At 65.7% G+C, this 23,541-nt stretch carries 22 protein-coding genes, 1 tRNA gene and 1 other RNA gene; 5 read left to right on the top strand and 19 right to left on the bottom strand.

What is annotated here, in order from left to right:
• Window positions 1–351 precede the first annotated feature (351 nt).
• The 5 genes from ACSAMQ_RS12000 to ACSAMQ_RS11980 all read right to left on the bottom strand — a co-directional run bounded on the left by ACSAMQ_RS12000 (window position 352) and on the right by ACSAMQ_RS11980 (window position 8,531).
• A complete protein-coding gene (locus tag ACSAMQ_RS12000) occupies window positions 352–681 on the bottom strand; it encodes a hypothetical protein (RefSeq protein WP_435395858.1) in 330 nt (109 codons plus the stop codon).
• A gap of 10 nt (window positions 682–691) precedes the next feature.
• Window positions 692–1,735 (bottom strand): RHS repeat-associated core domain-containing protein, encoded by a 1,044-nt coding sequence (locus ACSAMQ_RS11995; RefSeq protein ID WP_435395857.1) that lies wholly within the window; start codon window positions 1,733–1,735, stop codon window positions 692–694.
• Window positions 1,736–2,121: 386 nt separating this feature from the next.
• Window positions 2,122–2,505 (bottom strand): ankyrin repeat domain-containing protein, encoded by a 384-nt coding sequence (locus tag ACSAMQ_RS11990; RefSeq protein ID WP_435395856.1) that lies wholly within the window; start codon window positions 2,503–2,505, stop codon window positions 2,122–2,124.
• Window positions 2,502–2,780, bottom strand: coding sequence for a hypothetical protein (locus tag ACSAMQ_RS11985; protein WP_435395855.1), 279 nt, complete (start codon window positions 2,778–2,780; stop codon window positions 2,502–2,504). The genes ACSAMQ_RS11990 and ACSAMQ_RS11985 overlap by 4 nt, the downstream gene beginning before the upstream one ends.
• Window positions 2,781–3,725: 945 nt before the next feature.
• Window positions 3,726–8,531, bottom strand: coding sequence for an RHS repeat-associated core domain-containing protein (locus ACSAMQ_RS11980; protein ID WP_435395854.1), 4,806 nt, complete (start codon window positions 8,529–8,531; stop codon window positions 3,726–3,728).
• An 851-nt stretch (window positions 8,532–9,382) separates the two neighbouring features.
• On the opposite strand from ACSAMQ_RS11980, the gene ACSAMQ_RS11975 reads away from it, so the two are divergent.
• Window positions 9,383–10,723 (top strand): glycosyl hydrolase family 28-related protein, encoded by a 1,341-nt coding sequence (locus ACSAMQ_RS11975; protein WP_435395853.1) that lies wholly within the window; start codon window positions 9,383–9,385, stop codon window positions 10,721–10,723.
• Between the two features lie 90 nt (window positions 10,724–10,813).
• Here the strand turns inward: ACSAMQ_RS11975 and ACSAMQ_RS11970 are convergent, their stop codons facing one another.
• The gene (locus tag ACSAMQ_RS11970) at window positions 10,814–11,548 is read right to left on the bottom strand and encodes a metallophosphoesterase family protein (RefSeq protein WP_435395852.1); all 735 of its coding nucleotides are present in this window, start codon (window positions 11,546–11,548) and stop codon (window positions 10,814–10,816) included.
• Window positions 11,549–11,772: 224 nt separating this feature from the next.
• On the opposite strand from ACSAMQ_RS11970, the gene ffs reads away from it, so the two are divergent.
• Window positions 11,773–11,869: signal recognition particle sRNA small type (gene ffs, locus ACSAMQ_RS11965), an RNA gene on the top strand.
• Between the two features lie 134 nt (window positions 11,870–12,003).
• Here ffs and ACSAMQ_RS11960 read toward each other — a convergent pair.
• From ACSAMQ_RS11960 to ACSAMQ_RS11925, 8 genes are all read right to left on the bottom strand, one after another.
• Window positions 12,004–13,014: a YncE family protein gene (locus tag ACSAMQ_RS11960; protein ID WP_435395851.1), complete on the bottom strand. Its 1,011-nt coding sequence runs from the start codon at window positions 13,012–13,014 to the stop codon at window positions 12,004–12,006.
• 140 nt (window positions 13,015–13,154) lie between these two features.
• Complete coding sequence (locus ACSAMQ_RS11955) at window positions 13,155–13,580, bottom strand: molybdenum cofactor biosynthesis protein MoaE (RefSeq protein WP_435395850.1); 426 nt, start codon at window positions 13,578–13,580, stop codon at window positions 13,155–13,157.
• A complete protein-coding gene (gene moaD, locus ACSAMQ_RS11950) occupies window positions 13,581–13,823 on the bottom strand; it encodes a molybdopterin converting factor subunit 1 (RefSeq protein WP_435395849.1) in 243 nt (80 codons plus the stop codon).
• Window positions 13,820–14,329, bottom strand: coding sequence for a cyclic pyranopterin monophosphate synthase MoaC (gene moaC, locus ACSAMQ_RS11945; RefSeq protein WP_435395848.1), 510 nt, complete (start codon window positions 14,327–14,329; stop codon window positions 13,820–13,822). Before moaC ends, moaD begins: the two co-directional genes overlap by 4 nt.
• Entirely contained in the window at window positions 14,326–15,060 is a 735-nt protein-coding gene (locus ACSAMQ_RS11940) for a phytanoyl-CoA dioxygenase family protein (RefSeq protein ID WP_435395847.1), read from the bottom strand. The genes moaC and ACSAMQ_RS11940 overlap by 4 nt, the downstream gene beginning before the upstream one ends.
• 7 nt (window positions 15,061–15,067) lie before the next feature.
• Window positions 15,068–16,066, bottom strand: coding sequence for a GTP 3',8-cyclase MoaA (moaA, locus tag ACSAMQ_RS11935; RefSeq protein WP_435395868.1), 999 nt, complete (start codon window positions 16,064–16,066; stop codon window positions 15,068–15,070).
• Window positions 16,067–16,113: 47 nt separating this feature from the next.
• Window positions 16,114–16,869: an MBL fold metallo-hydrolase gene (locus ACSAMQ_RS11930; protein ID WP_435395846.1), complete on the bottom strand. Its 756-nt coding sequence runs from the start codon at window positions 16,867–16,869 to the stop codon at window positions 16,114–16,116.
• Between the two features lie 30 nt (window positions 16,870–16,899).
• Complete coding sequence (locus ACSAMQ_RS11925; protein WP_435395845.1) at window positions 16,900–17,649, bottom strand: 3-deoxy-D-manno-octulosonic acid kinase; 750 nt, start codon at window positions 17,647–17,649, stop codon at window positions 16,900–16,902.
• Between the two features lie 22 nt (window positions 17,650–17,671).
• On the opposite strand from ACSAMQ_RS11925, the gene ACSAMQ_RS11920 reads away from it, so the two are divergent.
• On the top strand, window positions 17,672–18,748 hold the full coding sequence (locus ACSAMQ_RS11920) for a glycosyltransferase family 9 protein (RefSeq protein WP_435395844.1): 1,077 nt from the start codon (window positions 17,672–17,674) through the stop codon (window positions 18,746–18,748).
• A gap of 96 nt (window positions 18,749–18,844) precedes the next feature.
• Here ACSAMQ_RS11920 and ACSAMQ_RS11915 read toward each other — a convergent pair whose 3' ends face one another.
• Both ACSAMQ_RS11915 and ACSAMQ_RS11910 read right to left on the bottom strand, forming a co-directional pair.
• Window positions 18,845–19,501 carry a hypothetical protein gene (locus ACSAMQ_RS11915; protein ID WP_435395843.1) on the bottom strand — a complete coding sequence of 219 codons (657 nt, stop codon included), beginning with the start codon at window positions 19,499–19,501 and terminating at the stop codon, window positions 18,845–18,847.
• A 22-nt stretch (window positions 19,502–19,523) separates the two neighbouring features.
• The gene (locus tag ACSAMQ_RS11910) at window positions 19,524–19,931 is read right to left on the bottom strand and encodes a DUF6165 family protein (protein WP_435395842.1); all 408 of its coding nucleotides are present in this window, start codon (window positions 19,929–19,931) and stop codon (window positions 19,524–19,526) included.
• Between the two features lie 140 nt (window positions 19,932–20,071).
• Here ACSAMQ_RS11910 and ACSAMQ_RS11905 point away from each other — a divergent pair.
• Together ACSAMQ_RS11905 and ACSAMQ_RS11900 are read left to right on the top strand one after the other, a co-directional pair.
• Window positions 20,072–20,162, top strand: a tRNA-Ser gene (locus ACSAMQ_RS11905).
• 498 nt (window positions 20,163–20,660) lie between these two features.
• Window positions 20,661–21,365 carry a PP2C family protein-serine/threonine phosphatase gene (locus ACSAMQ_RS11900; protein ID WP_031373549.1) on the top strand — a complete coding sequence of 235 codons (705 nt, stop codon included), beginning with the start codon at window positions 20,661–20,663 and terminating at the stop codon, window positions 21,363–21,365.
• 222 nt (window positions 21,366–21,587) lie between these two features.
• On the opposite strand, the gene dnaQ is transcribed toward ACSAMQ_RS11900, so the two are convergent.
• The 3 genes from dnaQ to ACSAMQ_RS11885 all read right to left on the bottom strand — a co-directional run bounded on the left by dnaQ (window position 21,588) and on the right by ACSAMQ_RS11885 (window position 23,430).
• Window positions 21,588–22,325 (bottom strand): DNA polymerase III subunit epsilon, encoded by a 738-nt coding sequence (gene dnaQ / locus ACSAMQ_RS11895; RefSeq protein WP_435395841.1) that lies wholly within the window; start codon window positions 22,323–22,325, stop codon window positions 21,588–21,590.
• A gap of 127 nt (window positions 22,326–22,452) precedes the next feature.
• Window positions 22,453–22,923: a ribonuclease HI gene (gene rnhA, locus ACSAMQ_RS11890; protein ID WP_435395840.1), complete on the bottom strand. Its 471-nt coding sequence runs from the start codon at window positions 22,921–22,923 to the stop codon at window positions 22,453–22,455.
• A gap of 30 nt (window positions 22,924–22,953) precedes the next feature.
• The gene (locus ACSAMQ_RS11885) at window positions 22,954–23,430 is read right to left on the bottom strand and encodes a methyltransferase domain-containing protein (RefSeq protein ID WP_435395839.1); all 477 of its coding nucleotides are present in this window, start codon (window positions 23,428–23,430) and stop codon (window positions 22,954–22,956) included.
• Window positions 23,431–23,541: the final 111 nt, after the last annotated feature.

Here is a 23,541-nt window from a genome sequence, read left to right as displayed (position 1 = left end):
GTAGGGTTTTCGACCAACTCGACGTTGTCGCCAAGCATATTGGTCCCGCCCGACAGTGCGAACCGGGTCAGAGTGGCTTCCGACAGAGGCTAGACGGAAAGGTGCTCTGACCCGGTTTTTTCTGGTTAGCTTACCCCCGCCTTGTGTCGTCTTGGATGCGCCCTGACCTCAACCGCAACCATCTAAGCGCTGTGCTGCTGGTATTTGCCAACGCACCTTCAGGGGCAGCCGTGCCTATGGATCAAAAGAAAGGCTCCGACTTCGGAGCCTACTTTTTGCGACATAACTGATGGCGGCTCGCTAGCCCATCGCCTTCACAACACTCGCGAGTAATTTAATAGTCGCCCGAGATTAAAAATAGTTAGAAGTCTTTTCTATTTTCATATTTTTTTTTGAAATCCAAATCTCACCGCCACCACCAGCAACATTCTTATCACTCGGCAAGAAAATAAATATTATATAGCTTGAATTTTGACTAATCCCTATATCATAGTTATTAATATTTCGCATGTAATCCCCATCAGCGCCGGGCGTCGTATGGCGCTCAGCGATATTCTTCGAATACGCTGCTATAGCCACCCCAGACGCTTTAATTAGATTGTCCGGCGACTGAGCCATAGCAGGCTGCAATGAGGCAAGCGCAATCAGCAACACAAAAATTAATGCAATAAAATTTTTCATACACCCTCCCTTAGTCAAACCCCAGGAATTCCATTGCAACGTCCCAAGCACTCTTTATAGGCGCACTGCAGTCACACGCATCGCCGTTATTCGGAGCCGGCTGGGGCAGCCTTTTAGTGTCGGCCCTCCCCATGCTGCTATACCTCAATATTTTTCCTGCGGGCGTACCGACCCAAGCCAACTGGCCATATGGAATTCGTATGTCGCCCCCAGAGAACGTCTCTCGAATAGGCTTAGCGGGATATGGCTCTCTGGCATGAGTATGGTATTTTCCGAGCGAAATTACGCCCTTAGGTGGCTCTCCTATTTTGACGTATTCGCTATCCCAACTTGTTTTAGGCTCAGTATACGAATAGTAGCCTTTTGCAGTTTTATATACCCAACCGCCATATTCCCAATTATTCTTGATGGAGTTCGGAAGCGTTTCCGCGACTGCGTTTGCAGCGGCGATATCTGCACTGATATAACAATCTTTCGGCTTCAACCCCAAAGGATCTGATAAGTCAAATGGGCGGGAGTTCACATACGAGTAGCCGCTTATGCCGCCTTCCAATCCAATCGGATCGCTCTGCACATACCGGCCGGTAGCCGCATCGTAATCCCGGAAGTAGTTGTAGCTCAGCCCGGTAGCCGCATCAAAGCGCTGCCCCGGGAAGCGCATATCGAATACGAACGCGGTGCCGTCCTGGTCCGGGTCTTGGTTCGGCGGGTTGTTGCCGAAGGCTTCGCCCTTGGCGTCCCAGGTCCAGACCGCGAGGTTGCGGCTCGGGTCGATCACCGCACGCGGGGTGCCCAGGTGGTCGGGCTGCACGTAACGCAGGGTCTGGGCGACGCCCGCACCGACGACTAGGCCAACCGGGGCGTCGCCCAGCCAGATCGCCTGTTGCTTAGTCGCGCCGTTGGCGTCGTAGTCGCCCAGCCAATGGCCGGCTTCGTCGTACAGCGTGTAGCCGCTGATCGCACCGGTGGCGTTGTCGGCGCGCGAGACCCGCTCGCCCTTGGCGTTGTAGCGGTAGCTGGCCTTGACCACGCCGGCCTGTTTGACCTGGCTCATGCGGTCGTTGGCGTTATAGACGAACTCCCTCGCCGTACCGCCGATGTTGGTGGTGTTGCCGACCGCGTCGTAGCCGCGGCTGATGCCGCCGACGTTGCTCAGGCGATGGCTGGTGCCCGGGTAGGTGTAGTTGGTGGTGATGCCGCCGTGCAGCAGGCTGTTGCGGTTGCCGGTCTTGTCGTGTCCGTAGATCTCGATCTGCGTGTTGCTGGGGTCGTCGCGGGTGATCCTGCGAACCGGGTCAGAGTGGCTTCCGCCAGGGGCTAGACGGAAGGTGCTCTGACCCGGTTTTTTAAATTTCTAAGAATGAACCACCCTCTTTATCATGAAGGGTACTTGGCGCCGAATTCATCCGTGTGGACATAGATTTTGCATCGTTGACCGGCTCAACGAGAGATGGCATCCGGCTGATGCTTAAGTATTGCTGCGACCACCTCTTCTCGATTTTTCTTCAGCAGATCAAGTGGGCGATCGCCGTATTCCTTCTCCACGAGCAAGCTGGCTCCGTTTTTCAATAGAGCATCAACGACTGGCGCATATCCGAACATGATTGCGTAGTGAAGCGCCGTATGGCCGATACCGCCCGGGATGTCGATATTTGATATTACCGGAAGCATGAGTTTCAGGTCGTCGATGTCACCACTAAGTGCGGCCAAATGCAGTGGCGTCTCTCCGTCGGCTCCCCGATCATCAAAATTTCTAATATTGAAGTCAACGAACATCTCGTGCATTCGATATTTATCGAGCAGGTTGGCGAGTTCATTATTCATTCATCACATTCCTCAGGGCAGAGTTCCTTAAACTCTTTTTCGAGCTTGGTGATCGTCGCATTGCTCAGTGCAATGTCGCCAATATGTCGACCGCCAGGAAACTTGCTACTGGGCCACTTGGAGTCCCAGGCCGAGCGCAATCGATTTGGCGTCTTATGGTGCTCGATACGGTTCTTTAAATGCCTGCACGAGCCTGGGGCGTAGGCAACACTGGCTCGCTGGATATCCTTATAAGCTTGATACTCCTCTCCCCGCTCCTTCTTCTCGCTGTACATGCGAGCGCAAGCACCGGCTCCCATCGCCTCACATGGGGCGCCCCCCAACGAAGGGGAGTACAGCAATAGTGCAGCGCCCGTAGTGTAGGCCGAAACCGTAGCGCCGCCGGCAACTAGAGCTTGTAGCGCTAGTGTCAGCTCCGTTCTTGATGGTGGCACGAATCCGCGCACGGGATAGACTGATGTGGGGACTGTCGTTGCGTCCAAGCCAAACAGATCTACGTTGCTCATTGGGGCATTGCCCGCATACGCGAATGTACTCAGTCCGCCTCGTCGTTCGCGTTGTAGACGAACTCCCTGGCCGCGTGTTCGATATGCGGTTCCCGGGGCAGCGCTACGATGTCGCAAGCGAATGTTGGCGCGATATTGGCTTTGTTGTCGGGATGCCCTACAAGAAAAAAGGCCCCGTTGCCGGGGCCTTAAAGATGGCTGCGAAATGTCTATGGATTCCTGAGCGATTCAGACCCCGTTGCCGGCGCCTTTGAGGCTCTGCGGCTACCGCTCTATTTATCGCTGACAGCTTCCATGTGTATTACATGTATGCCCAACTGCTTACAGGAATTTACCGAGATTGAATCTGCGTCCGAAGAAACGAAAGAAATTATTCCGTAGATTTTAACGTTCTTCCCGCTCAGTTTTTCGGCTGCCTCGCTCGTCAAGTCATCTTTCTGGTTTATGAGTACTGGGAGGCAGTAATCGCGAGGCGCCGGGGTGCCCGCCCAAGTCGGATAGAGATTCCTGTCTTCGTTGCTCCATTGCAGGCGTCCGCTAATCGATACCCGTCTCGCAATGGCTGGAGAGGGATCCCTAAGGATCTGTGTGGATAATCTTTCCTCATTGGTTTCGGCGACGGCGCTCGCTATGTTTACGCCGGAGAGGGACAAGCCTAGTAGTATGATAAAAGCGGCTTTCATGTGACCTCCGTTAGCTTGTTTCCGGGCTCTTCTACGGACTTAGTCGGTTCTGAAATTGATTGAGACGGCTCTGGATGTTCCGAAGATCATTAAGGGGCAGCGTGCCTCTTAGTATCCTGTACTGGAACTGGCCTTTGTCGATTTCAAGTACGCCATAAACCGAGTTTCTAACTATGTAGCTCGGATATCCAAGCAAAACAGCTTCATGTTCGCCATATCCTGGGATCGATTCAAATTGTTTATCCTTCGGATGGGAATGGCAAATGGCAGCGGTTTCCTCTCTGGTTACCGAAAAATCGCCTTTGACTCCCTTGGCGGTTTCCTGCGTAGGTGCCGGAATAATCGTGAAGCTTCCATCCTTCCCGATAGACGCGAAGTGTTCATCTGTCTCCGAGCGATCTAGTCGTCGGCCATTTGCGAGAAATATTTGATCGGTGGCTGCGCTACCGATAACTGTTCTGCTGCCATGCCTTGTGGCGTCGTAATTGCTGGCATTGAAGCATTTTCGCTCTTGCTTTAGTTGTGGTGGGCACTCTAGTCCAAACGGGTCTGCGGCGGTCAGCGGACTGCCTCCTGCATATCCAAAGGTACTTAATCCACCACTCAAGCCAATCGGGTCACTTTGTATATAGCGGCCTATGGTCGGATCATAGTCGCGGAAGTAATTGTAGATCAATCCGCTTGCCGCATCGAACCGCTGCCCCGGGAACCGCATATCCAACACGAACGCGGTACCGTCCTGATCCGGGTCCTGGTTCGGCGGGTTGTTGCCGAAGGCTTCGCCCTTGGCGTCCCAGGTCCAGACCGCGAGGTTGCGGCTCGGGTCGATCACCGCGCGCGGGGTGCCCAGGTGGTCGGGTTGCACGTAACGCAGGGTCTGGGCGACGCCGGCGCCGACGACCAAGCCGACCGGGGCGTCGCCCAGCCAGATGGCCTGCTGCTTGGTCGCGCCGTTGGCGTCGTAATCGCCCAGCCAATGGCCGGCTTCGTCGTACAGCGTGTAGCCGGTGATCGCGCCGGTCGCGTTGTCCGCTCGCGAGACCCGCTCGCCCCTGGCGTTGTAGCGGCAGCTGGCCTTCACCACGCCGGCTTGCTTGACCTGGCTCATGCGGTCGTTGGCGTTATAGACGAACTCCCTGGCGGTGCCGCCGATGCTGGTGGTGTTGCCGACCGCATCAAAGCCGCGGCTGACGCCGCCGACGTTGCTCAGGCGATGGCTGGTGGTCGGGTAGGTGTAGTTGGTGGTGATGCCGCCGTGCAGCAGGCTGCTGCGGTTGCCGGTGGCGTCGTAGCCGTAGGTCTCCAGCGGCGTGCCGGTCGGGCCGTCGCGGGTGATCTTCAGGCGGCCCAGGGTGTCGTAGTCGTACTTAGCCAAGAACGCGCTTTGCAGGCCGTCCTTGAGTTCGGTCAGCTCGCCGACTTCGTTGTAGCCATAGGCCAACGACAAGCCGCCGGTGGCGCTGTCGAGGATCGTCTTGGCGCGGTAGTCCTGGTCATAGGTGCGCGCCAGGTTGCGGCCGTTGCCGTAGGTCCAGCCGGTGGCCGGGCCGAACGGTTCGTAAGCCGCATTGTTGAGCAGCACCGTGCGCACGCCGCCGGCCGGCTTGATGCCAACCTCGGTGACTTGGTCCTGGGTGTTGCGGACGTAGTCGACGATGGCGTTGTCCGGGTAGGTGATGCTGCGCACCTGGCCCGAGCTGGTGTAGGCGTAGCGCAGGGTGAAGCTGCGGGTGCCGACCGTCTGCACCTTGCGCACGAGCTGGCCCCAACGGTCGTAGCAGTACTTCAGCTCGGTGCCGTCGGTGCGCATCGCGGTGACGCGGCCGAGGGCGAAGTTCTCGCCGGCGGTGCAGACCGTGTTGACCGTGTCGTAGTCGTACTCGACATCGTTCGCGCCGCCGCCGTAGGACACCGTTTTCGGCCGGTTAAGGGCGTCGTAGGTGTAGGTGTGCGGGTTGGCGTCGTTGGCGTCCTGCTTGCTCGCGAGCAGGCCGGCGCTGTTGTAGCCATAGGTGGTGACGCCGGTGTCCGGGCTCGTCAACTGGACCTGATCGCCGAAGCCGTTGTAGCCGTAGGTGGTGGCCAGGCCCTTCGGGTCGGTGACTTTGGTGAGCTGATCGAGCGCGTTGTATTCCAGCTTGGTCTCGACCGCGAGGCCGCCGACGTCCTGCAGGGTGCGGCTGAGGCGATTGAGGGGGTCGTGGTCCTGGTTGGTGACGCGGTTCAAGGCGTCGGTGGTCAGGTCCGGGTTGCCGTCGGTGTCGTAGCTGAAGGTGGTCGCATGCGCCAGCGAATCCTTGGCGGTCTGCAACTGGCCCAGGGTGTTGAACACGCGCGACAGGGTGCGCTTCAAGGTGCCGGACGCGGTCTTCGTGTCTTCCTGCTTGCGGTTGCCGGCCAGGTCGAGGGTGTACTGGATCTTATTGCCGGCCTTGTCAGCCACGCTGGTCAGGCGCTGGGCGGTGTCGTAGGTGTAGGTGATGTAGGCGCCGCCCGGCGGAGTGATGCGCTTGACCAGGCCGGTCGGCCAGTACTCGACCCGGGTGATGCGGTCGTCGGTCTCGACGCTGTTGTCGGCGCCGCGGACCTTGGTCGCGGTGAGCCAGCCGCGCGGGTGGTACTCGTAGTCGGTGACGATGCCGTTGGCGTCGACGACCGACAGCGGCCGGCCCTGCGGGTCGTAGCCGAAGGTCTCGGTGCTGCGGCCCAGCGCGTCGACGACCTTGCGCAGGTCGCCCTTGCGGTAGGTGCATAGCGCCGGCTGGGTCGCGCAGGTGCTGTCGTCGCTGCCGTAGTACTGGAACGTCGTGACGTCGTTGACGTCGGTGCGCGGGCCGTCGACCGACTTGACCAGGCCCAGGATGGGGCAGGTGCTGTTGCTCGCCGCCACGTCGGCGGCCTCGCAATAGGCGTAGGTCGTCGTGCGGGTCTGGTTGCTGACCGTGTCGCGCACGGTGACGGTGACCGGCTGCAGGCGCGCGTTGCGCACGATGCGGGTCTCGCGGTTGCCGACCTGGGTCAGCACGGTGCGGTTGCTGGCTACGTCGCGGCGTTCGAGGCTGCTGCGCTCCTGCGCCAGGCCGACCGCTTCCTTGACCGTATGCGTGCGCGCCGGCTGCCCGGTGACCGGGTCGTTGGCTTCGGCGTACGTGTGCTTGGTCTGGGTGCCGTTGCGGTCGGTGACCGTGTCGAGGCGGCGGCGGAAGTCGACGGTTTCGTCGTAGTAGGTCCTGCCGATGGTGCCGCGGGTGTCGGTCAGGCCGCTGACCTTGCGCGGCGCGCCGCTGGCCGGCGATGCGGTCAGGGCATAGGTGGTCTGACGATCGAGAGGATCGGTGACGATGGAACCACCCGTCGAGGGATAGGTCAGGGTGACGCGGTCGGCGTTACCGGAATGGACGCTCAGGGTCACCCGATTCTTGGCGTCGTAATTGAACGTACTGTAGCGTTGGCCGCCTTCCGCGGTCACGCCAGTCAGATTGAGGGGAAACCTCGTATCTTCATAGTGATAGGTCCGCGACTCGCCGCCAGGATAGGTGACGGTTTCGACCTGTCCATTGGCGTTATAGGCAAAAGACGCGAGCGCTACGCCGGCCGAGCGGATCGCCGTGATCGGCGCGTCGTCGCCGCCGGCGGTGTATTCGAACACCAGGCTGCGGCCGCTGTTATGGGAAATCGAGCCCAGGCGGCGCATGGCGTCGTAGCTATAGCTCAGGACCGAGCCGTTCTCGAAACGCTGCTCCAGCAGACGGCCGGCGGCGTCGAAACGCAGCACCCGGTCGCTGCGATGCATCAGCCACTGCGCGCCGTCGGCGACGATCCGGTCGCCGCTCTGGTCGTTTGCCTCGTACGCGGCACCCACCGGCGTGAACGCGACCTGCGAACCATCGGCTTCAACGAAACCAATACGGACCGTCGGGTCGGAAGGCGTGGTCGGATCGGGGCCGACCGACAGCCGCAGATTATGCGAATGCGTCCATCCGTAACCGAATCCGCCAGCGACAGTCGACGTTAGCGAATGGTAGTGTCGATCGAATGCAATCCAGCCCAGATCGAAATCGTGCGCCGGCTCGGACTTGTCCCCGGTTGTCGGGTCGCAAGGATTGCCGACCGGGCAGTCGTTGCTCGGCAACGGCTCGCTGTAATACACCATGTCGAAGCTGGGCCCGGCGGCACAGGCGCTGAGATCGCTCTTCCAGCTCATGAGCAGGCCGGGGCAACTGGCCGCCCGATCCTTGACGATCTTGACCTGGGTGTTGGTGAGATAACAGGCCCCGCCGCCCCCGGGCGCCACCATGTATTTGACGTCGGTGGGCGTGGATTCGCGGATCGCGATCGGACTGGTCGACCAGGTGAGATCGGTCGTCCAGACCGTCGGCGTGACCGTGCTGGCCGCCGCGCAGCCCTGGGCGACGCTCTGGGCGTCGTAGCCCTGCTTGATGCGGGCGACGATCGCCTCCAGCGAGGCCTGCGTCGGCGTGCCCGACGGGTCGTTGAGCTCCCTGTAGGCCCAGTCGGTCAAGGTCGGCGGCTTCGGCTCGATCGCGTACTTGTAGACGGTCTTGCTGTTGAGCGCGCTCTGGCTCTTGACGTACATGCTCATCGGCGGGCCGCCGAACTGAGCGAAGTAATTCCTGATGCCCTGCTGCATTGCGGCTTCGGTGGTCTGAGGCGCCAGCGCGAGGCTGTTGGTGCGCCACAGCTTTACCGTTTCCTGCGCCTGCGCGCCCGAGGCGAGCAGCAAGCCCAGCGAGGCCAGGGCCAGGTTCCAGCCGATGCGGTTTCGAGCCGGCCGGCGTTCGGCCTCATTGTCGGCATCCATTGCGACAACTGTCATGGTCATTCCTTCTATGGAGCTTGGAGAGGCCGTGCGCTCGGTCGGTGAGGGAGGACCGCCGGCGCCGGCATGGGGGATTTCGACTTCCAACGGCGAACCGTCGGAGTTCGTGTGCAGCTTGATCGGTGCTTATGTCCGCGCGGCGACGAGCCGCCGCCGGCCCGGGCCGGGGCATGGCGGCGTCGTCGCGTCGGCGACAACGAAAACGGGGGAAGTTTCGATCCAGGCGGCCGGCCTTGCGGCGGCCGCGATGCGTGCGGGCAAATCCATCTGCGTTGCTCCCTTTCCTTAGGTCGGCAAGTCGATACTACGCCTGCGCATCTCAACCGCAGCGATGCAAGACCGGCGTCGGCAACAGGATGCATGCGAGGGTGCGTTCGGCGCTCACTTTAGGCGCAACGGGTTACCGAATGCCAGTACAACGCGAGGCATTTCGGCAGAATTACAAACAGGGACGGTGCGCACAAAATCCGCGACTGCGACGCTGCCGCTGCGATGCCTCCGAACGGCTTCCGCAGGCCGTGCCGACGCAAGCTGAGCGGTGACGGACGTCCACCCGATGCCGCTCGAACCTCACGCCGACACCCGCCCTCGCCCGGCCCGCGCGATCGCTGCGCAGCCGCAGCATCGCCGCGCCGCCACCGCCGGAGCGCGACCGCAGGCTCACTAAGACGGATCGTTACAAACGCGGCGGCGCCCGTCCGGGAAAACTGCGTCGTGCATCGCATCGGCCGGCGGCGTCGGCGCATAGATTGCGCGCGACGTTCGCTGCCGTATGTGCCCACTGCATCCCCTCCGCCGGTCGCGCCCGTCACGTCATGCCCGATCCGGGCACTTACCCAGGATGCCAAATGAGCAAGAAGACCACGAGTTCCGATGCAAACGCCGATACCGGCCCCCATTCGCGTTCGCGCCGCAAGTTGATCGGCGCGGCCGGCATGATCGCCGGCGCCGGTGCGGCCGCGGCGGCCACCACCGCCGCCTCGATCGGCGGTTCGATGTACCAAGAAGAGGCCATCGGCGGCGCGCCGCCGCCGCGCCGCGATGGCGCGTTCGCGTCGACCGCGCTCGTCGGTACCGACCCGGGCCGGGTCAACGTCAAGGACTACGGCGCGGTCGGCAACGGCAGCACCGACGACACCGCCGCGATCGAGCGCGCGCGCGACGCGGTGTTCGCATCCAGGAACGGCAACGGTTGGCTGACCCACCATCTGTATTTCCCGGCCGGCATCTATCGCGTGACCAAGGCCGACGTGCTGCTGCCGAAGGGGCCGGACACCGGCAAGACCAAGATCAACGGCTATGTGATCGAAGGCCAGGGCAAGCGCAGCTCGGAGATCCTGTTCGACGCCGCCCCGAGCGCCGGCGATGCGTTCGCCAACAATCTGCTGACTGCCTACGGCCGCCTGCGCCAGTTGCGGGTGCGCGAGATCAGCTTCCGCGCCGCGCGCCCGGGGCTCAACTGGATCTATTGCTGGGCTTCGGTGGCCGGCGGCACGAACCAGGACTTCGCTTTCGACGATGTCGAATGGCGCGGCCCCTGGAACCGGGTGATCGGCCTGGACGGTCCGGCCGATTCCAACCTCAACTCGGAGTGGGCGTTCAACCGCTGCCACCTCGCCAACGACGTGGTGCTCGGCGACGCCTTCCTGCATTCGGGCATGACGCCGACCCACAGCCAGCAGGACCAGTTCCTGAACTTCTGGTTCCGCGACTGCAAGTTCGAATACCAGAGCGGCACCTTGCTGCGCTTCGCCCGCGGCGGCTACATCAACGTCTACGGCGGCTCGTGGATCCAGTGCAACGAAACCCAGGACGTGCCGTCGGTATTCTTCGACCTGCCGCCGGGCCCGCACAACAATACGGTCAAGACCTTGATCGTGATGGGCGTGCGCTTCGAGCTGCGCCACGCCAAGAGCAAGCTGATGGATTGCGGCTGGGACGCGGCGAACGCCAACCTGAGCTTCATCGCCTGCACCGATGCGGCGCGCTCGTTCCAGAGCCATATCGGTCCGCCGTCGATTCCGGTCACCTACCGGCCGCGCGGTGGCGACATGCCCTACGTGAAGTGGCAGTCGTGCCAATTGATGGGACGCCATGAGTCCTTCGCCACGGTCAATCGCGAGCGGCTGGTCTTCGAGCAGTGCCACACCTTCAACTATCCGATGGCGCAGTTCCTGGTGCAGCGGTAAGCGGATCGGCCCGGGGCGGATGCGTCCCGCGCCGATCTCCGAAACCTGCGAACGGATCGTTCGCGGCAAGCCGGCTCGGGCCGCACCCGGCTACACGTAGCCCGTCGCCAACGCACGCGCCCAATCGGGCCGGCCGTTGCGCAAGGCCCGTTCGGCTTCCGCCTCCCAGTCGTAATCGACCGCGAGCAACTGCGCGCTCCACTCGCCGTTGATCCGCTCGACGATGGCATAGCACGCCTGCGGCGAACCGGTCTCGACCCGGTGCGGATACGGATGCTCTCCCTCGTAAGCCTGCAGGCCGACGCTGCCGGGATTGACGACCAGACGCCCATCGGCCAGGCGCAGGCTGCGCGGTACGTGGGTGTGTCCGCACAGGATCACCCGCGCATCGGTGCCGCCGGCACGCTGCATCGCTTCGTCGCCATGAGCCGGGCGCATGCCATGCGCGTCGACGGTCTCGATGAAACATTCCAGGTCGCTGCGCGGGGTGCCATGGACCAGCAGCACCTCCTCGTTCAGGCGCCAGGTCGGCGGCAGGCTGCGCAGCCACTCGCGCTGGCCGGGGCGGATCTCGGCGACGGCGTGGCGGTCGGACGCGCTCATGCGCTCGGGCGGGTCGTTCAGCACCTGGCGTTCGTGATTGCCGGCGATGGTCGGCCAGCCGAGCGCGATCAGGCGGTCGGCGGTTTCGCGCGGCTGCAGCGGGCCGGACAGCAGGTCGCCCAGATTGACCGCGAGATCGGCGCCGCGCCGCTCGATATCGGCCAGGACCGCATCGAGCGCCCCCAGGTTGCCATGAACATCGGAAATGACGGCTATGCGCATCGCGCGATTCTAGCGCCGGGCCAGCGAGCGCTTCGCGCACCGCGACCGCCCGCCCCCGGCACAGGCAGTCGTTTCGAGGCCGCCGGCGCCGAGATTGCGCCGCGATGGCGGCTTCAGGCAGAATACTGGGCTCTCCGGTCGACAACCGGGTCGTCCCACGGACCACCCGACTGCCTATCGGAGCCGCGAAAGCGCTACAGCGCCTTCGTTCTCTATGGTGGCCCCGTTGGCGCCTCCGCGACGATAAGTTGAAAATCCCGCCAGGGCCGGAAGGCAGCAACGGTATCGACCGATTCGGGCGCCGGAGTCACGCTTGCGGGGCCGCCGCCTTTTCGGACCCTGGTTTTCCGCAGGCCCCGCTCTCCGGATGCGGTTCGCACGGTAGCCGCGCTTGGCGCCCCGCCCACCGGATCCCTCATCCCCCGGTAGCACTCGGTCAGTGACCGGCCAACCCGTCAATCCGCGCGCAGCGACCAGGCCAGCGCATCGGGCTCGCGCCCGGTCTTCCAGTAGGCGATCGGCTTCCAGGTCTTGCGGTCGATCACCGCGACCTCGTCGCCGCCGCTGATCGCGACATAAACCCGCGGCCGCTTCGGGTCGGCGATCACGCCGATCGGCAAGGCGGCGCGGCCGAGCAAGGTATCGCGGTACTCGGCGCCCTCGCGCGCCAGGGCGATCGTCGCCACCGCCTTCTTCCGCTTGGCATCGAACACCGCGACGGTCGCCGCGCGCGCGTTGCTGACCAGGGCATGGCGGCCGTCGGCGGTGAACGCGACCCGGATCGGAAAGCCCGGGCTCGGCAAGGTCTTGCGCAGCGCGAGCGTGCGCGCGTCGTGCACGGTCAGGGTGCCGGCTTCGCGATTGCCGACCCAGACCTCGTCGCTGCCGGGCCGCACCGCCAGGCCTTCGGCGCCCTCGCCCGCCGCGACCTCGGCGGTCTTGGCATTGCGGTCCAGGTCGACGCGGCTGATGGTGCCGCGGTCGATCTTGCTGACGTAGGCGGTCTTGCCGTCGGCCGACACCGCGACCATGTGGCCGCGCCCTTCGCCCATCGCGATCTCGGCGACGATGCGGCCGCTGGCGAGGTCGATGCGCAACAACTGGCCGGAGGCCTCGGTGGTGACCAGGACTTCGCGGTCGCCGGGCAGGAAACGCAAACCGTGCGGGCGGCCATGGCGGCCGAGGTCGATGGTGCGCGTCGGCTTGCCGCCGCGCAGGTCGAGCACGCTCAAGGTATTGCCCGGGGTTTCCCGGCTGCCGTAGTTCGCCACCAGCGCGATGCCGCCATCGTGGCTGACCGCGATTTCGTGCGGCGCCTGGCGGGTGGCGAATTCGCCGAGCTTGCGGCCGTCGTCGAGCGACAACCGCCAGACGGTATCGGCCGATTTGTTGCCGACCAAAAGCTCGCCCGAAAACGCCGGCATGGCGGCGGCGAGCAGGAGGGACAGGCACAGGGCACGGGACATGACGGCTCCGGTGGTTCGCTGCGGGAGGTTGAAGCTAACTCAGAACGATGCCTGGACTCGTGCCGTTGAGCGGTTGCGTCGGCTATTTAGCGAAACCCGCGGATGGGTCGATCGCCTCGATGCCGATACCCGGCTCCGCCTTACGCGGGAGCGGTCGGATGCAGCCAATCCGCATCCCCATCCGCATAGCGCTCGTGCTTCCAGATCGGCACCCGCGCCTTGGTCTCGTCGATGATGTAGCGGCAGGCGGCGAATGCGGCCTCGCGATGCGCGGCGCTGACGCCCACCCAGACCGCCAGTTCGCCGATCGCCAGGTCGCCGACGCGGTGCACGCAGCGCGCATCGACGATGGCGAAGCGCTCGATGGCTTCTTCCAGCACCCGCTCGCCTTCGGCCAGGGCGAGCGCGGCATAGCTTTCGTAACGCAGGCCGGCGACCGCGCGGCCGCCGTGGTGGTCGCGCACCCAGCCCTCGAAGCTGGCGTAGGCGCCGGCGCGGTCGCTGAGCAGTTGCGCGCGCAGCGGCGCGATCTCGAAGGGCTGTTCGGACAGGGCGAAACGGCTCATTCAGCCTCCCGAGACCGGTGGGATGAAGGCCACTTCGCTGCCGGCGCGCGGCGTTTCGTCCCAGCGCGCGAAGGCGCCGTCGACGGCCACGCGCAAGCGCTCGACCGGCAGGACGAAGCCGTGCCGCTGGCGCAAGGCCTCGTACAGTGCGCGCAGATCGGCCGCATCGGCCTCGACCGATTCGCTGGCGACGCCGGCGGCGTCGCGCAGGCTGGCGAAATACAGCACGGTGAGTCGGCTCATCGCTCGTCTCCGCGCGGCGCTGGCCCGGCGGCGAAATCGCGCTTGCCGCCGCGCTTGCCGGTCAGCTTGGCCGGCCCGATCACGATGCGATGCGACAAGGCCTTGCACATGTCGTAGATCGTCAGCGCCGCGACGGTCGCGCCGGTCAGCGCTTCCATCTCGACGCCGGTGCGGTGGGTGGTCTTGACCGCGCATTCGATCGTCAAGGCATTGTCGCCGTCCCAATCGATGGCGAAGCGGCAGCCGTCGATCGGCAGCGGATGGCAGAACGGGATCAGCTCGTGGGTGCGCTTGACCGCCATCGTCCCGGCGATGATGGCGGTGTCGATCACCGCGCCCTTCTTGCTCTTGAGCCCGTCGGCACGCAGTTGCAGCGCCACCGCCGCGGGAAAGCGCACGCGGCACTGCGCGACCGCTTCGCGGGCGGTCACCGATTTGTCCGACACGTCGACCATGGCCGGGCGGCCGTCGCGGTCGACATGGGTAAGGGCAGGTTTGGATTTCAAATCGCCAGACTCCATCGCAGTCCGTGTCCGGGGTCGGACGGAGCGAACAGGAAATGCAGGACACGCCGCCGGCCTTGCGGGCGGCTGGCCTTGGAAGAAGCATGCAGCAGCAACGGTCGCATGATAAGCAGATCGCCCGGCTGTGCGGTGCATGCGGTCTCGCCGCGGTCCTGGCGCAATGCCCGCGCGCTTTGCGCAGTGAGCTTTCCGGCCCGGTGCGAACCCGGCACCACGCGCAACGGCCCATCGGAATCGGTACACGGATCCAGGTGGATGCGCACGACGGTCAGCCGCCCCAGGAGCGCCGCCGGCGGCTGGACGAAATGCGAGCCCTCCTTGTGCGACCAACCCGAGAGCGCCGCATCCGCGACCTTCTCGGCCACTGGGATCGACAAGTCCTGATGCAGGGCGACTTTCCAGTTACGCGATTGGCTTTTGCGGAATAAAGTGCATTGCACGGCGAACGCATCCTCGGCCAACAAGCCCAGGTCGCGAAGCCGCAGGCGCAACGGCGCCACCAATGCCCGGCACCACGCGTGTTGAAGCAGATTGCGGGTGCCGGCCTCGTCGCCATCGCAGGCTTCGAGCTGTGCCGCCATCGCAGCGAGGTCCACCGCACCGAGCACGCCGGGCAAGCGAATAAAACCTTGCGCCTCGAGCGATCCGGAGAGCATGGAACCGAAAGCCGCATCGGGGAACGACAGGACCGCACTGCCGGCTGGCGACGACATCACCGCCTCAACCGCCGATCAAGAACATCTCGACGTGGCGCTTGGAGCGCGGCGCGTCGAGGGCGCGCAATTCGCTGTAGCGGTCGCCGCGGCGCGACCACAGCGCGGCCAGGCGTTCGGCGAAGGCGGTCTCGCCCAAGGCCAGCGACGGTCGCAAGTCGGTGCCTTCGGCGGCGAACAGGCAGGTGTACAGGCGGCCGTCGGCGGACACCCGCGAGCGGTGGCAATCGCCGCAGAACGGCGCGCTGATCGAGGACACGAAGCCGATCTCGCCGCGGCCGTCGGCGAAGCCGTAGCGCGCCGCGACTTCGCCGCGGTAATTGGCGTCGAGCGCGCGCAGCGGCCAGCGCGCGTGGATGCGGTCGCGCAGGGTCTGCGAACTCACCACGCCCTCGGCGCTCCAGTCGTTGCAGTTGCCCACGTCCATGTACTCGATGAAACGCAGTACGTGGCCGCTGCCGCGGAAGTGCTCGACCAGGGGCAGCACCTGGTCTTCGTTGACGCCGCGCTGGACCACGCAGTTGATCTTGATGGAATCGAAACCGGCCTCGCGCGCCGCGGCGATGCCTTCGAGCACGTCGGCGATTTCGCCGCGGCCGCCGGACAGGCGCCTGAAGCGCTCGGGGTCGAGTGCGTCCAGGCTTACCGTGAGGCGGCGCAGGCCGGCCTCGCGCAAGGCCCGCGCGTGGCGCGCGAGCAAAGAGCCGTTGGTGGTCAGGGCCAGGTCGTCGATGCCTTCGATCCGCGCCAGCCGCGCGATCAGCTCGGGCAGGCGCTTGCGCAGCAGCGGCTCGCCGCCGGTCAGGCGCAGTTTGTTGACCCCCACCCGGACGAAACCGCGCACCAGGGTTTCGATCTCGTCGAAGCTCAGGCGCGAGGCCGCATCCAGACCGTAGTCGTCGGGCACCCGCTCGGCTGGCATGCAATAGGGGCAGCGGAAGTTGCAGGCCTCGATCACCGACAGACGCAGGTCGCGCAGCGGCCGGCCGTGGAGATCCAGCGGCATCGGCAGCGGCGGCAGACCGGGGGCGGCACTCACGAAGGCGGCATTCACTAGGACGGCAGTTGCGTGACGGTGGGCTCGGCCAGTTCGATCGCTTCGCCCGGCCTGCCGACACGATACCCCCGCGCCGCCAGTTCGTCGCCCTCTTCGCGGCTGCCGTAGTGGTAAAGCAGGCAGCGGTTCAGCAGTTCGCGCGAGTATTCCCGCTCCAGATCCTCGATGCCGCTGTGCGAGGGGTTGCCGTGCAGTGCGCAGTCGTGGGCGATCAGCTCGCCGGCATCGGCGTACTTGGCCAAGGCCTCGGGGATCGGGCGGGTGTCGCCGGTCCAGATGGCGCTGCCGCGCAGGCGCAGACCGAAGGCGCTGTCGGGCCAATGGTGACGGGTCGCGAACACCTCCAGGCGCAGGCCGCCGTGCCAGAAATGGCCGCTGACCGGCACCAGCTGGAACGCGTCCCAGAAGTTCACCCCGCCCTCGGCCAGCACGTTCGGGTAGTCGGCCACGCGCTGGTGCAGCAGCGGCACCACCGTCGCCGGCACGTACAGCCGCACCTTGCCGCGCCGCTGCGGGTCGAAATAGTGGGCCACGAACAGGCGCTCGAACCCGGCGATGTGGTCCAGGTGGGTGTGGGTGACGAACAGCGCTTCGGGCATCCGGCCGTAATGGGCCAGGAACGCGGTCAGGCCTTCGCCGCCGCAATCGATGGTGAGCCAGGGCTCGCCGTCGCGCTCCAGGGTGGCCATCGCCGAGCCCAGCTCGACCGCCGACGCATTGCCGACGCCATGCAAACGCAACCGCCAAGTCATGCCCGTCCCCTCGATTCGCTGACCACGTCTCTAGTAACCACGTTCCCAGGCGCGGTCATAGGCCGTGCGCAGTCGGGCGAAATCGCGTTCGATCTCGGCCTCGCCGCGCTCGCCGCGCAGTTTCAGCAGCGAGCGCTTCAGCCGGGCCAGGTTGCGCTCGCGCCAGGGGGTCGCCGGAATCCGGATCTGGCCGCGGTCCAGGTCGATCACCCAGCCGTGCCCGCCGCTGTCGAACAGCAGATTGGTGGCGTTGAGGTCGGCGTGGTCGAGCCCGACCCGGTGGCAGCGCGCGATCAGCCGCCCGGCTTCCTCCCAGGGCGCGCCGTCGCCGGCCACCGCGGCGCGGTCGGCCAGCGAGCGCACGTCGCCGAGGCGTTCGAGCAGGATCGCGGCGTAGTAATACCAACCGTCGCGGCGGTACCAGGCGGCCACCGGCTTCGGCACCGGCAGGCCCTTGCCGGCCAGTTCGCGCAGCAGGCGGAACTCGGCGAAGCTGCGGGTCTGGTTGGCGCCGTTCCACCAATAGCGGTCGCGGTTGAAGCGGGCGATCAGGCCGCCGCGCAGGTAGCGGCGCAGCACCACCCGGCCGAACGGCGCGTCGACGAACCAAGCGCCGCCGCGGCCGCCGCTGTCGACCGGGCGCGCGTTGCCGCCCCAGTGCGCCGGCGAGAACCATTCCGGCGCGGCTTGCCGGACCTGCGCGCGGTCGAACAGAATCGCGCCGTACCCGCTATCGTCGCGGTACGGCGTCAGTCCCTCGGCGGCGTCATAACCCGTCATCCGACCGAGTCTAACAAGTCACGTGACCACAACGCCTCTCAGTTCCCATCCGTCGATCTGTCTGCTGCGCCTGTCCGCGCTCGGCGATGTGACCCACGTCGTGCCGCTGGTACGCACTTTGCGCGCGGCGCGCCCGCAGGCCTCGATCGCCTGGGTCATCGGCAAGGGCGAGCGGCGCTTGCTGGACGGCCTGGAAGGCGTCGAATTCCTGGAATACGACAAGAAAAGCGGCTTCGCCGGCATGCGCGCCCTGCGCCGCGGCCTGCGCGAGCGGCGCCTGCCCGGCGGTCGCTTCGACGTGCTGCTGCAGATGCAGGTGGCCGCGCGCGCCAATCTGCTGTCGGCGTTCCTGCCGGCGCAGCGCCGGGTCGGCTACGACCGCTCGCGCTCGAAGGACCTGCACGGGCTTTTCATCAACGAACGCATCCCCGACCGCCCGGGCATTCACGTGCTCGACGCGATCGGCAGCTTCTGCGAACCGCTCGGCCTGCGCCAGACCGAGGTGCGCTGGGACTTGCCGGTGCCGGACGAGGCGCGCGAATGGGCGCGCGCGCAATGGCCGCAGGACGGCGTGCCGACCCTGCTGATCTCGCCGTGTTCGAGCCACACCGTGCGCAACTGGCGCAACGACCGCTACGCCGCGGTCGCCGACCACGCGGCCGAGCGCGGTTGGCGGGTGGTGCTGTGCGGCGGCCGCAGCGAACTCGAACGCGCCACCGCCGACGCGATCCTCGCGGCGATGCGCCACCCGGCGCTGGACCTGGTCGGCAAGGACACCTTAAAGCAACTGCCGGCGCTGCTCGAACGCGGCCAGTTGCTGATGACCCCCGACTCCGGCCCGATGCACATCGCCAACGCCATGGGCACCAAGGTGCTCGGCCTGCACGCGGCCAGCAACCCGGCCCGCAGCGGCCCCTACAGCGACCGCCGCTACTGCGCCGACCGCTACGACGACGCCGCGCGCAAGTACCTGGGCAAGCCCGCCGCCGACATCGCCTGGGGCACCAAGATCGAACACGAAGGGGTGATGGACCTGATCGCGGTCGAGGACGGCATCGCCGCCTTCGAGCGCTATGTCGCCGATCACCCGGCCGTCTGAGCCGGATGCCCTGGTGAAGGGTCATTCCGTCGCCGACCTGCAGGCGGCCGACCCTGCTGGCTCGACGTTCGAATTCACGGCGCATGCCTGCCGGGCTCAACTCTCCGCGTCGTTTTGAATCTGCAGCCGTCGCCAGATCGACAACTGCGTGCGTTGGCGGCGGCGTTCGCGATAGACCGCGGCGACCAGCGCCAGCGCGAGCACCAGGGCGGCGACCGCGGCCTGGCCGCCGGTCCACTCGCGCCAGCCGCCGGTCAGCGCTTCCACGGCGAGGAACACCAGGCAGGCCGCGGCGGCATTGCACGACAGGCTGCACAGCACCTTCATGCGATTGAGGGTGTTGCGCGAGGACGGATCGGCCGCCTCCAGATACTCGCGCATGCGCCGGTCGACGTCGTGGAACACCGAGGTCGACATGTGCGCGGCATCCGGCAGCGCCAATCCCTCGCTGCGCGCCAGCCGCTGCGACAGGAAGGCGATGGCCGGGGTCCAGGCGCGGCGCAGCCGCGGCCAGACGATGCCCTGGGCGACGCCGTAGACCAGCCGGCCAATCGGGCTCAGGGCCAGCCCCAGCGCATAGGCGCCGGCGAACCAGGTCGGCAGGGTCAGTTCCGGGGCTTGTTCGCGCAACAGTTGCAGCCCGGCCGGGTGGCGCAGGGCCAGGGCGGTCAACAGCAGCCCGCCCGGGCACAGCCAGGCGAGCAGATCGTCGTACAGCCAGGCGCCCGCGGCGCGCGGCTTGGGTTCTGCCATCGGCACCGCCGCGGCCGCTCGCTCAGCCGGCCAGGCCGGGACCGTAGTCCTGATACGACTTTTCTTCGACGTAGGTCGAGCCCAGGGCCAGGTTGATGTCCTTCTTGACCCGCGCCCGCACGTCGTTCTCGATGTAGACCGAGCGCGCCAGGCGGATGAATTCGTCGTCGAACTCCTGGCGCTTTTCCTTGATGCGGATGTCGTCCTCGATCACCCACAGGCGCTCGTTGACGGCCTTGAGCTCGGCGCGCAGGCGGACGATGTCGCCGCCGGCGGCCGGATGGGCCATCCAGGTCTGCTCGAGCGCGCTGAGCTCGTTGCGGACGTTGGCCAGCTTGGCCTCGTCGGTCATGCGCTCGGACTTGATCTGCAGGATCGCGATCTTGTCGAGCAGTTCGCCAAAGGACACCGGGACCAGGATTTCGGACATGTCGCGCAGCCGTTTCGTTGCGAAAGAAGGCCGCTAGTGTAGCCCCGCCCTCCCCGGCCCCGGGAGGCGCCGACGCCATGATCGGGACAAGCCTTGTCGGCGGGGGTTTCAGCCCGTATCATTCTCGGCTCACTGCACCCGGAGAGGTGGCAGAGTGGTTGAATGTACCTGACTCGAAATCAGGCGTACGTTTATAGCGTACCGGGGGTTCGAATCCCCCCCTCTCCGCCAGATACAGACACAACGGGCTCTTCGGGGCCCGTTTTGTTTTTGGGCCCCGGCCGGCCGGCGGGCCCGGCCGTATGCGGCGCGGCACCGATTCGCTCGAACCGATCGGCCGAATCGAAAGTTGCGCCCCGCCATGCGTTCGCGCTCGCCGGCGGCCCGCTCCGTCCCGGACGAGCGCCGCCAGCGATCCCCACCAGCGATCCGGGGCGCGGGTTTCACGACGGCCGCGCTCGCACGTTCAATGTGCGACACCGGTGCTTCATGAGCCGTTTGGCCGACCTGGGCCACGCTCCAGCTTGTTTCACCCACTCGCGCAGGGGTCGCCGTCGATGCCTTGCGCCACCATCGCTTCCTCCGATTCGACCCACACGCGGCCTTCATCCATGCTCATGCATGAAAGCCGTACGCGGATCACGCTTTCTTGCTACGCGGCCGCTTGGCCGCGATGATTGCGTTTTCAGCATTGGCAAACCCGACAACCGCGAGCGGCACGACCGGCAGATGATCGAATTCGGACACCTCACGCATGTCGGCCTGCGCCGCGAACTCAACGAAGACACCTACTACGGTGACAGCGAACTCGGCCTATGGTTGGTCGCCGACGGTATGGGCGGGCACGAATATGGCGAGGTCGCCAGCGCGCTCGCGCGCGAGGCCATCGTCCGCGAGGTCCGCAACGGCGCCCCTCTGGCGCAGGCGATCCGCATCGCCGACGAAGAGATCATCCGCACCTCGCGCCGGCGCAACGACGCCCTGCCGATGGGCACGACCGTGGTCGCGGCCCGCATCAACGGCAATCGTTTCGAAGTGGCCTGGGTCGGGGACAGCCGGGTCTACCTGTGGCGCGACGGCCACCTGGCCCAGCTCTCGCAGGACCACAGCTACGTCCAGGAGCTGATCGCCAACGGCGCGATCACCCACGAGCAGGCGCGCAGCCATCCGCACCGCAATGTGGTGACCCAGGCCCTGGGCGTGACCGACCCGCGCAACCTCAATGTCGAAACCATGAACGGCGAATTGCGCCCGGGCATGCAATTGCTGTTGTGCAGCGACGGCCTGACCGAAGAGGTCGACGACCGCAGCATCGCCCGGGTGCTCGCGCATAACGACTGCAGCGCGCAGGAATGCGTGGACTCGCTGGTCGCCGCGGCGCTCGACGGCGGCGGTTCGGACAACGTGACCGTGGTGCTGGTGCGCAGTCACTGAGGGTGCCGCCGCCTGGGCGCCGCCGGCCTTACCCGAGGTCTAGTCGTCCAATCAATTCCAAGCCTGCGATAAGAGCGGCCTGGCTTGCGCGGCGCGAACCGCTCCGGCTCGTCATCCCGGCTCGTCATCCAGGACTGCCGCGCCGGCGCCAGCCGCCATCCCCGCGAGGCAGGGACTCGGAGACTTCAGCATTTTGCCCGCAAGGGTTCGCGGTGCTTCCGCTCAGGCCTCGACCGCCTGGACGAGCTCGACCGGCGGCATCGCCAGATCCCAGATGCACTTGCCGGCTTTCTTGCGCAGCTTTTCCAGGCGCGCCTCGTGGGCGGCGAGTTCGGCCGGCAACACGATCACGCGCGGGCGCGGGGCGCTGGTGTCGACCTGGAAGCTGGCCTGTTCGAGCTTGGCCGCGGCCGCGCCGGGGTCGCCGAAACCGATCTCTTCCTGGCCCGAGGTCAGGCCGATGTAGACCTCGCCCAGCAACTGGGCGTCGAGCAGCGCGCCGTGCAACTGGCGGTGCGAGTTGTCGACGCCGAGGCGCTTGCACAAGGCGTCGAGCGAATTGCGCTGGCCGGGGAAGCGCTGGCGCGCGAGCAGCAGCGAGTCTTCGATGGTGACGCGGTCGCGCAATTTGCCGTACTGCGGGCCGCAACGCGACAGTTCGTTGTCGAGAAAGCCGACGTCGAACGCGGCGTTGTGGATGATCACTTCGGCGCCATCGATGAAGGCGAGGAACTCGTCGACGATCTGCTCGAACGGCGGCTTGTCGGCCAGGATTTCCAGGCTCAGGCCGGTGACTTCCTGGGCGCCGGCCTCGAAATCGCAATCGGGCTTGATGTACTGGTGATAGGTGCGGCCGGTCGGGCGGCGTTCGACGAATTCGACGCAGCCGATTTCGACCACGCGGTTGCCGCGCTCCCAGCTCAGACCGGTGGTTTCGGTATCTAGGATGATTTGACGCATGGGGCCATTCTAATGAGGAGTGAGCGAGGGGGCGAGGAAACAGCAACTAGTAACGAGGAACTAGTAACTAGAACGAGTGACGAGTGGACGCCACTCGTTGCTCGTTCCTCTCCACTCGTTCCTGCGGTCAAGGCCGATAAGCCCGCAGCCGCTCCGCCTGCACCCGCGCGAGCACGTCGACGCGCTCGTTGTCGGGGTCGCCGGAATGGCCCTTGACCCACTTCCAGTCGATCGCGTGGCGCCGGCTCGCGGCATTCAGGCGCTCCCACAGGTCGCGGTTCTTGACCGGATCGCCGCCGGCGGTCTTCCAGCCGCGCCGCACCCAGTTGTTGATCCACAGGGTGATGCCCTGGCGCACGTACTGCGAGTCGGTGGTCAACACCACCTTGCACGGCTCGCTCAGCGCCTCCAGGCCCATGATCGCGCCCATCAGCTCCATGCGGTTGTTGGTGGTGTCCGGCTCGCCGCCGGCGAGTTCGCGCTCGCGGCCCTTGTAGCGCAGCAGCGCGGCCCAGCCGCCCGGGCCGGGATTGCCGAGGCAGGCGCCGTCGGTGTGGATTTCTACGATCTTCTCGGCGTCTTGACTGGATTCGCTCACGCAACGGCTTCTCTGTACGGCAGCCGGGCATTATCGCCTTTGCGCGCCGCGGGTGGAGCCGCGATGCGCATCGCGCGGCACCAGCCCGGTCTGCCAGCGCAATTGCTGCAGCCGCATCGGCGGTACCGCCGCGTGCACGCGCTTGGTCAGGGTCAGGGCGACCCCGGCCCGCACCAGGTCGGCGGCGCGGACGCCGGCCTCGCCGTGGGCGACCCGCCAGCGCGGCCCCAGCCATTGCAGGCTGACCGCGTCGGCGCCGAAGCCGGAGGCGCGCAGCATCGCCTGCCAGTGGCCGGCATCGCGCGCGCGCAGGCCGCTGCCGGCCCAGCGCAGGCGGTAGGGGCTCCACGGGTTCAAGGTCGCCAGCCACAGCCGGCCGCCGGGCGCGAGGATGCGCGCGCATTCGCTGAGCAGCGGCTGCGGGTCGGCGCCGTCGTCGAACACGTGCTGCAGCAGCACCGCGCCGAAGGCCTCGCTGGCCAGCGGCAACGGCAGGCGGCAGCGCATGCCGAACGCATCTGCGCCGAAGCGCGCGCCGCCGGCTATTCGCGCATCTGCCTGGACACTTTGCCGAGCATGGCGCCGGCGCAGAAATTGTACGAGTCGCTCGGCTTTCGG

Origin of the sequence: Lysobacter sp. 1R34A, assembly GCF_051217035.1 — a bacterium.
GTDB lineage: Bacteria > Pseudomonadota > Gammaproteobacteria > Xanthomonadales > Xanthomonadaceae > Lysobacter.
The sequence above is the reverse complement of the archived record's forward strand: the minus strand, read 5'-3'. Positions and strand labels throughout refer to the sequence as shown.